Origin of the sequence: Loigolactobacillus zhaoyuanensis, assembly GCF_003946385.1 — a bacterium.
In the GTDB taxonomy this organism is placed as follows: domain Bacteria; phylum Bacillota; class Bacilli; order Lactobacillales; family Lactobacillaceae; genus Loigolactobacillus; species Loigolactobacillus zhaoyuanensis.
Window position 1 is genome coordinate 13,669 of record NZ_RHOE01000008.1, and the last position, 13,490, is coordinate 27,158.

Consider the following 13,490-nt stretch of genomic DNA (forward strand, 5'->3'; position numbering starts at 1 on the left):
ATTGGAACTTGATCAGCACAGATCATTTAATGCGTTAACTTTAAGGTGTGGCGTAAACGCAAACCATAATAGAGCAAACAAACAAGATAGTTGGACCCAAGTATCAAAGCAAGCAGATCATACTGCAAAATATACAACTGCCAAGCACCGATCAAACCGCCAACTGTGATTCCTAGCAACGCCCACAACGCAAAATGCCGCAGTTCACGCCAATAAAAATCCTTGGTATCATCGGTATAAAAGCCGGCCGTTTTTAGCATCCGGCGCGCCAAAATCAACCAAAGTTCGACCACGCCAATGAACAATGCAATAATTAAAATCAATGCACCGCCAAACCACCAATATTCTTGCAACCAAGCCAAGCCAACAAACGGCGTACTTTGCGGCAATAAATGTTTCATCGAAGTTGCCTGAAATAAGCTTTTAAAGGTGCTTAAGTGAGCTAATTTGGGCTTGCCATCCAAACGAATCTCAAAATGGCTCAGTGACTGCGCCGCCAAACTTTGCTGCGGTGAAGTTGAAATGAAAATCATTTTATCCAGCTGACTGTTTTTCTTGTTGCCGACCACGCCGATCACAGATAAATAGCGGTCGCCATATTTTAAATAACTCTGATTAGTCGGCGAATATAACTTTTTCGCAACGGTCTGACCCACTACTGCCACCGGCACCGGTGAACTAAAGTCGCTGTCACTAAAAAAACGCCCAGAGATCAGCGGCAACGTTTTGAAATTACCGGCGCCGTACATGAAAATCGTGTGTGAATGCGGTTGGCGATATTGCACCTGATAATCAGTTAACTGACTTTTTTTAGCCAATTCCTGATTAGCCGTCACAATTGTTTCTTTACTTTTAGTTTTGATCACTTGTGCGTTGGTCGTCAAGCCAGCGTGGTTTAACAGATCTTGATAGACCACCCGATTCATTTGGCTGAAAAAGAAGACGCCTAAAAAAGCGACCAATACCAAAAGAACCACCAAAAGCGATTTACGTTTTAACAAGTATGGTTCACCTCTATCTCACTATTAAGGTAACTTTTTGTGAAAACAAAAAGTATCAATGTTCGTGGCGATGCCATTCAACTACGGCGAAGACTGCCAAGTTGAAACATAGCTCTATCTCACTTTTAAGGTAACTTCTTGCCGGATAAATTATTAATTATAAGCATAGCTGGTCGCTACAGGAATGTCTAGCCCAGGTTTCAGTGATCCAGCTTAATTGCGGCTAGTAGATCCAAAACAACTGTTCCGCCACCAGATCCAGTGGTGGAAAATTACGATTGAGCGTGGCAACTTGCGCGTTTTGCTGATAATCAGCTTGCTGCCAAAATTGACTGCTATTGGTGCAGCCATTGCGTTCACCAATGCAAAGTAGCGGGATCTGGGGAGTGTCTTGCCGCATTAGTTGCAACAGCTGCCAATCGATCGGCACGCCATCTGGGCTCCAGACCATGACTACGTAATCGATTTCATGCCGATATTTACGATAAGCCGCCAGCGCATCCAGTTTTTCCACCGATGTCAATTGCTGCTTACCGGTTTCGTTTTCTGCCACCCAGCCGAGGCTATCCGTGGCGTAGACTTGTTGCTTGAATTGACGCAGACCGTAACTTAAATAACCGTTACCGGCCATCACTTCCAAATAACGATTACCGGGCAGCCGAGCAATACTCGCCGCGACAGCCTGCGTGATCTGCCCCCAAAAGCCGAACTGATCTTGCAAAAAGCCACGATAATTTTGTAAACAACGATCTAGCCGTTGAAATTCAGCGGCTGCCTGATTGAAATCTTGCTGCGGCTGCGCCAGTGACCACTCGATCAGCACCGTTTCCGGTAAGATCAGATTCGGTAGCTCACGTGGCAGTTTATGTTGCGCTAAACGCATGACATTGCGTAAAATACCGTCTAAGCGCTGGGTCACGGCTGGTAAAGTCGCATAGCGTTGTCGTAACCAACGTACTTCCTGCATATATTTAGTTGCCATAACGTCGGCCATTTTCCGTCCTGCTTCCCGTAAAAAAAGAGTCAGACAATTACTTGTCCCACTCTCATTGACTATATTTAACGGATACCTAATGCGATCCGTGCGTAACGACTCATTTTATCAACGGACCAAGCTGGATACCACACAAGTTCAATATCGACGTCCTTTACTTCGGGAACTTCACTTAATGACAAATTGATCTGTTCGTTCAATAAATCAGATAGTGGGCAACCCATTGTGGTTAAGGTCATCTTAATGTGGCATAAGCCTTCATCGTTCAAATCAACACCATAGATCAAGCCAAGGTTGACGATATCGATACCTAATTCAGGATCGATCACGGATTCCAAAGCAGTTAAAATATTATCTCTAACGGCATCAACTACTTCTTCTTCCTCAGTTGGTGCAACATTTTTTTCAGTTTCACTCATAGGACTCACCTCTTTTACTTTCCCCCATTATACTTAAAAAAAGTCAATTCAGCAATCATAAATGAGAAGGGCTTTCATTTACATCAAGTTGGGCCATATCAGCATAGGTTTCACGCTTGATGATCAGCCGTGCTGCGCCGTTTTCAACAAAAACAACTGCTGGACGTGGATTGCGATTATAGTTGCTGGCCATCGAGTAACCGTAGGCACCAGTAACGAACATCGCCAGGACATCCCCCGGTTGACTCTGTGGTAAGGGTAGATCCCACAATAACATATCGCCAGATTCGCAATATTTACCGGCGATCGATACCGTTTCTACCGGCTCAGCTTCGGGGGCATTAGCCAAAACGGCACTATATTTTGCTTCATACAAAGCGGGCCGTATATTGTCGCCCATGCCGCCGTCAACGGCAACGTAATGCCGAATTCCCGGTAGATCCTTACGCGAGCCGATCGTATACAAAGAAGTGCCAGCTTCCGCCACCATTGAGCGCCCAGGCTCGATCCAAATTTCTGGTAACGGTAATTTTGCCGCTGCTGCTTGTTGCTTAACTACCTTAACGATATCGCGCACATATTCTTGTGGCGCTAACGGTTGGTCCGCCGCTGTATAACGAACGCCAAAGCCACCACCTAAATTGAGCACTTCGGCGGTGAAGCCTGTTTGTGCCCATTGCACTAACAAATCGATCATTGCGGTCGCTGCCATTTCAAAACCGTTCGTTTCAAAAATTTGCGACCCAATATGGCAATGGACACCGCGTAAATTCAGTCGCGGTAAGGCTTGGACTTTTTCAAAGGCTTGCGTGGCTTGCCCGCTTTTGAGATCAAAACCAAATTTAGAATCTTCCTGACCAGTCATAATGTATTCGTGGGTATGCGCCGAAATTCCGGGAGCGATCCGCAATAATACATCAATACTTTGCTCGTGACGCGTTAGAATATCATTCAATAAGTCGATTTCATGAAAGTTATCTAAAACGATCGTACCCACGCCAGCGGTTAACGCATATTCCAATTCCGCCGCTGTTTTATTGTTCCCGTGAAACGAAGCGTTGGCCAGCGGAAAACCAGCTTGCTGGGCAGTATAAATTTCACCACCAGAAACAACATCACAGCCAACACCTTGTTCCGCCAATAATTGGTACATGGCGATCGCGGTAAAAGCCTTGCTGGCATACGTTACTTTATAAGCCACCCCGGCTTCTTCAAAAACTTGCTTAAATTCAGCAATTCGTTGTTTGATCAAAGCCACATCGTAAACGATCAGCGGTGTGCCATATTCATGTGCTAACGCTAATGTATCCACCCCGCCAATACTCAAGTGCCCGGCTTGATTAGTCGCTTGGGTGCCATAATGATAGTAACTCAAAACATCCACTCCCATTCATTTGTAGCGTGTTAAAAAAGACACACCAATTTACTGTTTTCAACACGTTTTCGTTATTCAGTTGGTCAACCCGTACTATTTAAAAAACGGCGACTGCTATGCGTCACCGCTACTTTAAATCAGTTTACTTAGCGCCTTTTTCTTTTCCGGCGATAAAATAATGGTCATGAGGCATTTCGTTTAACACAATATGAATATCGTCAGCGGGAACGTTAACGTCTTTGGCGATCGCTGCAGTAACATCGGCCGCCATTTGCTTTAACTGTTCCGGTGTCCGGCCGGCTAATAAATCGATGTGAACTAATGGCAAATTAATCACTTCCTCATTTTATAGACTTAGGTAAAATTACGCTAATTAGTATTTCAACTAACTGCTTGAATTATACCGAATCTTTAGTTGTTTCTGCAAGGTGACTTTTCCGATCTTCGTCTAAGAATTCGCCTAGAACTTGTGTTGTGTTCATAATATTGACAAAGGCGCCGGGATCAACTAACTTAACTGCCTGTTCCATATCATATAATTCATAACGCGTGATCACGATCATTAAAACGTTGCTATCCTGCTGGGTATATGCGCCCCGGGCAGGTAAAATCGTGATGCCGCGGATCAAGCGTTCGTGGATTGCTTTAACTAAAGCAGTCGATTGCTGAGTCACGATCATCACCGTCACCTTTTGTTGGCTGGTATTAATGCTATCAACCACCCGCGATAGGCAATAGATCGAAATGATCGTGTATAAGGCGCTGGCCCAGCTGAACATAAAACCGGCGATGATCACGATCAAACCATTGATCGCCATCATCAGGCTGCCAATCGATTTACCAGTGGTTTTAGCCAACATAAAGGCCACAATATCCATGCCACCAGTGGAAAAACCATATTTCAAGGCGTAGCCCACCCCACCGCCAGTCAGCGCACCACCGATAATGGCGTTCATCAACGGATTCGCTGCCAAAGCGTGGATCGGTAATACCACCGAGAGCAAGGCCGTCAATGCTGCCGTCAAAATACTAAACAGCGTGAAACCACGGCCAATTTTAAACCAACCGAGCAAGCCGATCGGTAAATTGAAGATCAAGATCCACCAACCTGTTTGGATATGCAGCGAAGTGTAGCGCGCCAGTAATGTGGAAACTAATTGCGCCAGACCGTTGACCCCAGAACTAAATACGGCCGCCGGGATCAAAAAATTATTTAACGCAAACGCCACTAATAAGCTAGCAACAATGGTCACTAAAATTTTCTTACCTAATTCATTTGTATTCATACGCGCCTTCCTTTTCACCACTAAAGTTAACTTTATTCAAGCAGCGGTTCTGCCGACTAGTTGTAAGTCACACTTTACCACAATAATGGCTCATGCCGCTTCCAGACCAATCGGAAAAAATTTCACTTACTTTTTAAGCCAGCATTCATTGTACTCAATCTGATCTGCTAATGACTTTTTATGATAATTTTCTTTGCTAATTCTCATTTATTTAAACATTTAACTATTATTTACTCATCATATTATTATAAACAGTGATTTATGCGTTGATAATGGTATAATTATGCTGATATTTTTAATTTTATGTATAAAAGGAGTTTAATATGCAAAAACAACTGTTAACTAGCTTGTCGGCCTGCACCAGTATTTTAGTTGGTAAACAGGCCAGTGCTGACGGATCGATTTTTATTGGCCGCAACGAAGACAGTAAAGCCGCCTGGCCGAAACATTTTATTAGTCATCCGCGGCAAACCCACACCACTGCGCCAGTTTTTAAATCTAAAGATACTGGCTTCACACTGACTTTGCCTTTGACCCAAGCTAAATATAACGCGACACCTGAATGGACCACTGAATTCGGCGTGTTCGAGGAAGATGGCTTCAATGAATATGGCGTGGCGATGAGCGCAACTGAAAGTGCCTACGCCAATGAACGGGTGCTGGCCTATGATCCGCTGGTCAAAAATGGCATTGCCGAAGAAGCGATGGTCACCGTTGTGCTGCCCTACGTCAAAACAGCGCGTGCCGGCGTTTTGCGTTTAGGCGAATTGGTCGACCAATACGGGACGGCGGAAACTAATGGTATTTTATTCGCCGATAACACTGAAGCTTGGTATATGGAAACGGCAACTGGCCATCACTGGGTCGCACAGCGCATCCCCGATGATGCCTACGCGGTGGTCGCCAATCAATTATCGATCCAAACGATCGATTTCATGGATCAAGAAAACTTTCTCAGTTCAGCGACGATTCAAAAATTTGCACGCCAACACCATTTATGGCGTACCGATACGCCATTTAACTTTCGGGCAATTTTTGGCACCCACACGCAAAGCGATTTTATCTACAACACGCCGCGGGTTTGGTATGGTCAAAAAATACTGACCCCCACGCAGCCGCAAAAACCAATGAGTGACGACTTGCCGTTCATTCAGCGGGCGACCCAGCCGATCACCTTTGAACAAATCGCACAGATCCTTGGGTCACACTATCAAGGAACTAAATACGATCCCGTTGGTCGCGGTAAAGCTAAAAATCAGCATAAATTCCGGCCGATCAGCTTAGCCAAAACTCAGGAATCGCACATCCTACAAATTCGGCCGGAGCTACCAGCACCAGTGGCTGATATTCATTGGTTAGCTATGGGCGTAACTGCTGAGAGTATTTATGTGCCGTTTTATGCCGGCGCCGATCAAACGCCAGCCGATTACCAAATTGGCGGCGCTACTTATGATCCTAAATCCAGTTATTGGCTGTATAAACTTGCGGGTGTGCTAGTTGACAGTCATTACCATGCCTTTAGTCAATTATTAAGTGGCGTTCAAACGGCGACCCATACTGAATTGCTGCGGGCAGTCGCCCAGCATGACGCCGCGGCACAAGTCCTTACCGGCACGGCCTTGATCGACTTCTTAAATCAGGCTAATCAGCAGCACGCCGACCTGGCCCGCACTAATTTCAGTGCGTTGATCGCCGACATGATCACGCAAGCAACCGATTTATCACCACTGAATTTTAATACTGACGAGAATCTATAAAATAACTGATCAAATTGATCATACGAGGAAATAAATAAAATGGAAAAACAAAAGAAAATTACCGTAATTGGCCTGATCCTAATGATTTTTGGTTCAATTTTCGGTTTTGCTAACACCACCGTCGCCTACTATCTGATGGGTTACGGCGGGATCATCTGGTACTTATTTGCGGCAATTCTATTCTTCTTGCCCTCATCATTGATGTTTGCCGAATATGGTTCCACCTTCAAAGAAGTTCACGGTGGGATCTATTCTTGGTTAGCCGAATCAATTGGCGAGCGGCCAGCGTTTATCGGTACTTTTATCTGGCTAGCATCGTGGATCGTTTGGATGGTATCGACAGCGTCAAAGGTTTGGATCCCCTTCTCAACCTTTGTTTTTGGCCATGATCAAACGCAGACTTGGCGTTTTCTCGGGCTAACGCCGACGGCCACGGTTGGCTTGCTGGGGATCTTATTTTTCCTATTGATCACCTTGCTGGCAACGCATGGTGTGCAACGGATTTCACGGATTGCTTCCTTTGGCGGCTTCCTGATCGCCTTGCTCAACGTGGCGTTCATGGTGGTTAGTTTGCTGGTATTGTTCAAAAACGGCCTGCATTTAGCACAGCCAGTTCACGGTTTCCATAGTTTTATTTCGTCACCGAATGCTGATTATCATAGTCTGATCGGCATGCTTTCGTTTGTGGTTTTCGCTGTCTTTGCGTACGGCGGTATGGAAACCATGGGCGGCGTCACCGACAGCATGGAAAAACCAGAAAAAACTTTTCCTAAAGGGCTGTTGATCGCCACAGTTTTGATTGCGATCAGCTATGCGGTCTCGATTTTTATCTGGGGGATCTCCGCTAATTGGCAACAAGTTTTAAATAATAAAACAACTAATCTAGGTAACATTACTTATGTTTTAATGGATAATCTAGGTTTCTATTTCGGCCAAAGTTTTGGCTACAGCACCGCCACTGCCCATTTGATTGGGATCTGGTTTGCCCGGGTCACTGGCTTTGCCATGTTCTTTAGTTACTTAGGTGCCTTTTTCGTATTGATCTACTCACCACTAAAATCATTCGTTCTCGGCACGCCGAAAGCTCTTTGGCCAAAAGGCTTCGCCGACACGAATGCAGCTGGGATGCCCGCCAAAGCAATGTGGGTCCAAGCAATTTTCGTTTCTGTTTTAATTTTTATTGTCGCTTTTGGCGGCCAGGATGCACAGGTTTTCTACAATGTTTTGACGCAAATGGCCAATATTTCCACGACGCTACCTTATCTGTTCCTAGTGACCGCCTTTCCATATTTCAAGCGGCGCCAAGACTTGGAACGGCCGTTTGAGGTTTACACTAATCGTACTTGGACCTTGATCATTACCGTGTTAGTTGATCTAGTGCTGATCTTCGGTATTTTGTTCACGATCATTCAACCACTGCTAGAAGGTATGTACTTGGATGCCTTTGAAATGGTCGTGGGTCCGATCGTCTTTGGCTTGTTGGCTTGGTTAATGTACAACCATTATACTCGTCAACAAAAAGCGATTAAATAAGTACAAAAAAGCTGTGGCATAAGTAAATTGACGCTTTGTAAAGTTTAACTGTAAGCAAAGCTAGTTAGCTTCCATTCCGCCACCAGTGGACGGAACGAGTGCGACTTGAACTTGGCGGTCTTTGCCATAGTTCAATCGACAACGGGAAGCAAGTTCTGCTTAGCGAATAAGTACTAATTGAGATACTTGTCGAACTTAGTTGTTAAGAACGAGCGACAGTGGCGCGTTGGCGAGCTAATTTTTCCTGAATAAAACCAAAAGCGGACGAAAAAATGGATCTCGCCAGCCGCGCATAGTTCTAAATGGCCTAAACCGCCATTAAGAACTATCGACACATCTTGTCCACTGGTGCCTCCATTCCAGCAGGCAATGGTTGAGCATTTAACAATTGATTGTTTACGTGGCAAAGTTGGTCATAATCAGAAACGAAATACCAGTAAAACAGTTAGAAAACTGTTTTACTGGTATTTTTATACGCATATAACCTATTCTAAAGCTGTTATTAATACTGTTTAGTAAGTATTGAATCTAGCACTTACTCGACAAATAGGTTGTCGATTGAACTAAGGCGAAAACCGACAAGTTCAAGTCACTCGTTCTTAGCGTCAAACTATATAATATCCTTCATAGTTAGCTAATGCTCAGTGACTAGACGTTGCACGGTGTATTTGCCCTTTTATTATCCACATTTAGGGCACTTGCTTGATCACTTGGGCCGGATTGCCGGCAATGACCACATTCACGCCAAAACTTTTGGTCACGGTTGAATTTGCGCCAACGACCACGTTATCGCCTAGGGTCACACCAGGTAAAATCGTTGCCCCGCCGCCTAACCACACATTATCGCCAATTGTGATCGGCGCGCCTTCCCCGATCCAAGCACTACGCCGTTGTGGGTCCAACGGGTGACTTGCTGCGTACAATTGCACGTGGGGTCCAAATAGGCAATTATCAACAATATGGACTGGGGCGATATCTAAAATAACGCTGTCGTAATTACAAATAAAGTTATCACCGACGTGAATATTATAGCCAAAGTCACAACGAAAATTCGGCTGTAGATAGGGATTTTTTCCGACACTACCAAATAATTGCCGCACCAAGTGCTGCTTTTGTGGCATCGCATCATCCTCAAGGTCATTGATCAAACGTCATAAATGGCGGGCGCGCTTTTCATCATTAGCCAGTTCGGCGTCAAAAATATAATAAGGCTCGCCGGCGAGAAATTTTTCTTTTTCAGTTTTCACTTTTAATAACCTGCTCTCATAGATTTCAGAATTAATTATAGTCTAGTCGTTAAAGCGGTTGCAACTGATTTCAACAAAAAAGCCGGCGTTATTGTCGGCTGATTTGCTTAATATAATGAGGCGACGTATGGTTGCATTGCTTTCACCACGTCCTCGCTGCCAGTCCCTTCCAGCATAGCGACGGTTAAATACGTATTGTTATCCGCATCGGTGGCCATCAAGAAGCCATTTTGTTCGCCGGTGGTGTCTTGTTGTTGTTTTAGCTCAGCAGTGCCGGTTTTGGCGGCAATGTTGTGGCCACTGACTTGGAGATCATGGGCCGTACCGTTGGCGTCAGACACCACTTGGACTAATGCCTGCTTAACTGCCGCGGCGCTGGCCTTTTTAAGGACCGTTTGCTGCGCGGCGGTTTGATTCAATAATAAAGTCGGTAATTGCAGTGCACCATCGTTGCTGATCGCGCTGTACATCATTGCTTGCTGGATCGGTGACAACAATAATTGGCCTTGGCCGTATGCGGTATCCGCCAATAAAATCTTGCTAGCCAGCTTGCCATTATTGGAAATTTGCGCCGCACTCATGGTCAGCGGTAAGTTTGCCTTTGCCTTAAAGAAAGGCTGTAACCCTTTCAAGTAGGCTTGACTGCCCATTTGTAAGCCTGTTTGAGCGAACCAAATATTATCCGAATTGACCAAGGCTTGGGTCATATTTTCACTGTCTGCCGCTGTCACCCGCGTCACCTGATAACTGCCCCATGAACTATCCTGCTGCCATTTCAAGCCGCTGATCGATTTGGTGGTGTCGGTGGTGATCGTGCCATTATCCAGTGCAATACCGGCGGTCAACATTTTAAAAGTTGACCCAGGTGCATAACGCTGAGTAAAGCGGCTGAGAAATGGCTGATCAGCGCTTTCAGCGTATTTAGCATAGTCCGTTTGGCTGATACCAGTGGCGAATAAATTAGGATCGTAACTAGGCGAGCTGACTAAGGTCAACAACTGACCATTGCGCGGATCCATGGTGACCACGGCGCCTTTTTTGCCGGCTAATTGTTGGTACGCCTTTTCTTGTTTAGTTCGATCGATCGTCAATTTAATGGTTTTGCCATCATGCTTTTTCGTTGTTAACAAAGTCCGACTGACAGTGTCGCCATTATTGATCGTGATCTTACCGCCATCGCTGCCTTGTAGCTGGGCATCGTAGTAACGCTCGAGACCTGTTTTGCCAATGGTATCGCCGCTTTGCAGCTCAGGGTGTTTTTTCAAATCAGCAGCAGTTACTTCGCTGACGTAGCCGATCAGCTGGGCGCTAGCTTCACCGGTAGGATAAGTTCGTGCCGAGACTGCGCGATAAGTCACACCGGTTAAAGCGGTTTGTTCGGTCACCGTTTTGATCGGCACAAAACTGTCGTCCGTTACCCATTGTTGTTGCAGTGACTGCTTTAAGCTGGTTTCGCTAACGCCAAATTTTTGACTGATCTGTTTTAAGTTGTTAGTTTTGGTGTCGCCGCTGCCTAATTGGTTAGGCACCAAGCCGGCTTGGGTCACCTGACCATCTTCCGCCAGTGGCTGGCCATTACGATCAACAATTTTGCCGCGCTGACCTTGTTGCCACGCCAACTGGACGGTATCGGTGCCATTCATTTTAGGAAAGAGCATTGCGGGTGTCCAGACGACTTGCCATTTACCCTTAGTGCGCTCAATGCTAGTCGAATAATGGTTGACCTTTAGCGCGCCGATCGTGGTTTGCATATTCAAATTAAAGGTCAGCCGATAACGTTTAGCTGATTGGCGGGTGACCTTCAACTGCTTGACTTGCATCTGGCTGGCACCAATCTGGCCAAATACCGCCACGTTACGGGCGATCACCTTTTTAGTCGTGTATTGATAGTCGCCACCAGTCAATTGCTGCGGATCGACCACCGTCATCATTTTAGTGAAATCTTGTTGGCTAAAAGCCTTGGTGTAGGTAGTCGCCACCTTGCGCACCGCCGTTGTTGTTTGTTGCTGCTGGTGCCAGTGGTAGAAGTAGCCGCCACCGCCGATCAATAAAACAACCGCCAACAGGCCAATCCATAAGTATTTTTTACGCATATCATCCATCCTTTTATTCATGCCGTTAAGGCCAAACAACAGCCGCCACGGGTATTAATTATTTAAGCATAAACCGCGGTGCCGTGATTTACAAGTCAGCAAAAAAAGGATCCGCCGTAGCGCACCCTTTTTCTGATTCAATTATTTTTTGGCTTCTAGTCGTTCATAACGGGTGAATAGCCACCACGCGACAACGCCGAAGAATACTGGTCCAGCAATTGAATAAATCGACTTGGACAAATCACCGTCCATTGCTGGTTGGATGATCGTAAAGACGTTGGCGAACCCAACGGATATCAAGACCGCCGCAACACCTAGATAGGTCATGAATTTAGATTTATACATGGTAAATGGCTTCTTGATCGCCGTTTGCTTTTTGAAACCTAAGAAGGCGAAAGCAATGAACATGTATGGTAATGTCATCGAAACGTTGGTCATGGAAACTAAAATGTCGAAGAATGCTTTGGCACCCTTGCCCCCAAAGGAAACAATAGCAATGATCACGATCACAATTGCGGCCTGAACCTTCATTGCGTTGATCGGCACACCGTTTTTGATCACTGTCATTTTCTTTGGCCAAATCGCTTTTGGCGTGCCCTCGATCAGTTGTTTCAATGGTGAGAAGATCAAGGTGAAAAAGGCACCAGACAAAGCTAAGAACATGGATAAGCCCATGTAACGGCTGATCCATTGACCAACTTGGATCGAGGCTGCTTCTGATAATGACAGTGCGTGGCCAATTTGGTAGCCCATATTGTTCATCGCAATATAAGCCACATTGCCTAATGTCACTTCTGCACTACCGAATTTAGTGAAGGCGAAGTTCCAGTTAGTAAAGGCACCCATAATGAAAATACCAATAGCGTAACCAACCGCAATAATAATAGCTGAAATCGTGATCCCGCGTGGGAAGGTAACGGCTGCGTTTTCAGTTTCATCAACTAAACCACCGACAACTTCCAAGCCACCATAAGCAAAGATTGCGAATACTAAGAAACTAAAGACAGCGATCATTGAACTGAAATCAGTATTTGGTGAAACGAAAAATGCTTTGACCGATAATGGTTCCGCCATATGGCCATTCAAGAACAGAATGAAGATACCGCCGGCCAAGACAATAATATTGATCAAAGCGACAGCCGTACCACCGATCGAAGTGATCCGCTTAATTGAATCCAAACCTTTAGATGAAACAAAGGTCAATACCAAGATCCAAACGATTGCTAAGACCCCTAAAGTTTGGACACCGTTTAAGCCGAATAACGACCAATCCTGTGTTTTATCGACCCCGAAGATCGCATTAGATAGCGGGATCCAAATCCCGGAACCAACGTTGACCATCCAAACAATATAGGAGGCATACCACATAAAAGTACCCACAAAAGCAAACTTAGGATTCAAGGAATTAGCCATCCATGAATAAATACCGCCTTTGTAGTCCTTAAATGCTGCCCCGTATTCTGCAAGCATGAAAGCAAATGGGATGAAAAACATAATTGCCGCAACGATATACCAAAAGATCGACGCGTAACCCATTAAGTAAAAGGCACGTGGAATATTGGTAAAACCGAAAACAGAGGTAAAGATCATTAGAATTAGTGCTGATAACGTTAATTTAACGTGTTTTTTTTCTGTTGCCATAATAATTCTCCTTTCTAGGATAAATAATGCCAGAGTCATTATAGCAGTAAAACGCTATCAAAAGTTGATACTAGTGAAAAATCTCATTAAATTAAATGATATTAACAGCGTTTTCACAGTTACTAATTAGCAAAATCACAGAAA

10 protein-coding genes and 1 pseudogene are annotated in these 13,490 nt (G+C 45.0%); 2 read left to right on the top strand and 9 right to left on the bottom strand.

Annotated elements, in window-relative coordinates; translation table 11 throughout:
* Window positions 1-26: 26 nt before the first annotated feature.
* The 6 genes from EKM76_RS02990 to EKM76_RS03015 form a co-directional block, all read right to left on the bottom strand.
* Window positions 27-1,001 (bottom strand): ABC transporter permease, encoded by a 975-nt coding sequence (locus EKM76_RS02990; RefSeq protein WP_125549192.1) that lies wholly within the window; start codon window positions 999-1,001, stop codon window positions 27-29.
* Window positions 1,002-1,224: 223 nt separating this feature from the next.
* A complete protein-coding gene (locus EKM76_RS02995) occupies window positions 1,225-1,995 on the bottom strand; it encodes an SAM-dependent methyltransferase (RefSeq protein WP_125549193.1) in 771 nt (256 codons plus the stop codon).
* A 65-nt stretch (window positions 1,996-2,060) separates the two neighbouring features.
* Complete coding sequence (locus tag EKM76_RS03000; protein WP_125549194.1) at window positions 2,061-2,414, bottom strand: metal-sulfur cluster assembly factor; 354 nt, start codon at window positions 2,412-2,414, stop codon at window positions 2,061-2,063.
* A gap of 55 nt (window positions 2,415-2,469) precedes the next feature.
* On the bottom strand, window positions 2,470-3,789 hold the full coding sequence (gene lysA / locus EKM76_RS03005) for a diaminopimelate decarboxylase (RefSeq protein ID WP_125549195.1): 1,320 nt from the start codon (window positions 3,787-3,789) through the stop codon (window positions 2,470-2,472).
* A 142-nt stretch (window positions 3,790-3,931) separates the two neighbouring features.
* Window positions 3,932-4,117 (bottom strand): 2-hydroxymuconate tautomerase, encoded by a 186-nt coding sequence (locus tag EKM76_RS03010; RefSeq protein ID WP_125549196.1) that lies wholly within the window; start codon window positions 4,115-4,117, stop codon window positions 3,932-3,934.
* 70 nt (window positions 4,118-4,187) lie between these two features.
* Window positions 4,188-5,075, bottom strand: a complete 888-nt coding sequence (locus EKM76_RS03015; RefSeq protein WP_125549197.1) for a YitT family protein — start codon at window positions 5,073-5,075, stop codon at window positions 4,188-4,190.
* Between the two features lie 323 nt (window positions 5,076-5,398).
* On the opposite strand from EKM76_RS03015, the gene EKM76_RS03020 reads away from it, so the two are divergent.
* On the top strand, window positions 5,399-6,832 hold the full coding sequence (locus EKM76_RS03020; protein ID WP_125549198.1) for a C69 family dipeptidase: 1,434 nt from the start codon (window positions 5,399-5,401) through the stop codon (window positions 6,830-6,832).
* Between the two features lie 39 nt (window positions 6,833-6,871).
* Window positions 6,872-8,365: a glutamate/gamma-aminobutyrate family transporter YjeM gene (gene yjeM / locus EKM76_RS03025; protein ID WP_125549199.1), complete on the top strand. Its 1,494-nt coding sequence runs from the start codon at window positions 6,872-6,874 to the stop codon at window positions 8,363-8,365.
* Window positions 8,366-9,054: 689 nt separating this feature from the next.
* Here yjeM (EKM76_RS03025) and EKM76_RS03030 read toward each other — a convergent pair.
* From EKM76_RS03030 to yjeM (EKM76_RS03040), 3 genes and pseudogenes are all read right to left on the bottom strand, one after another.
* Window positions 9,055-9,612: pseudogene (locus tag EKM76_RS03030) on the bottom strand (sugar O-acetyltransferase).
* 107 nt (window positions 9,613-9,719) lie between these two features.
* Window positions 9,720-11,705 (bottom strand): penicillin-binding protein PBP4(5), encoded by a 1,986-nt coding sequence (gene pbp4 / locus EKM76_RS03035; protein WP_125549250.1) that lies wholly within the window; start codon window positions 11,703-11,705, stop codon window positions 9,720-9,722.
* Between the two features lie 141 nt (window positions 11,706-11,846).
* Window positions 11,847-13,346 carry a glutamate/gamma-aminobutyrate family transporter YjeM gene (yjeM, locus tag EKM76_RS03040; protein WP_125549200.1) on the bottom strand — a complete coding sequence of 500 codons (1,500 nt, stop codon included), beginning with the start codon at window positions 13,344-13,346 and terminating at the stop codon, window positions 11,847-11,849.
* Window positions 13,347-13,490: the final 144 nt, after the last annotated feature.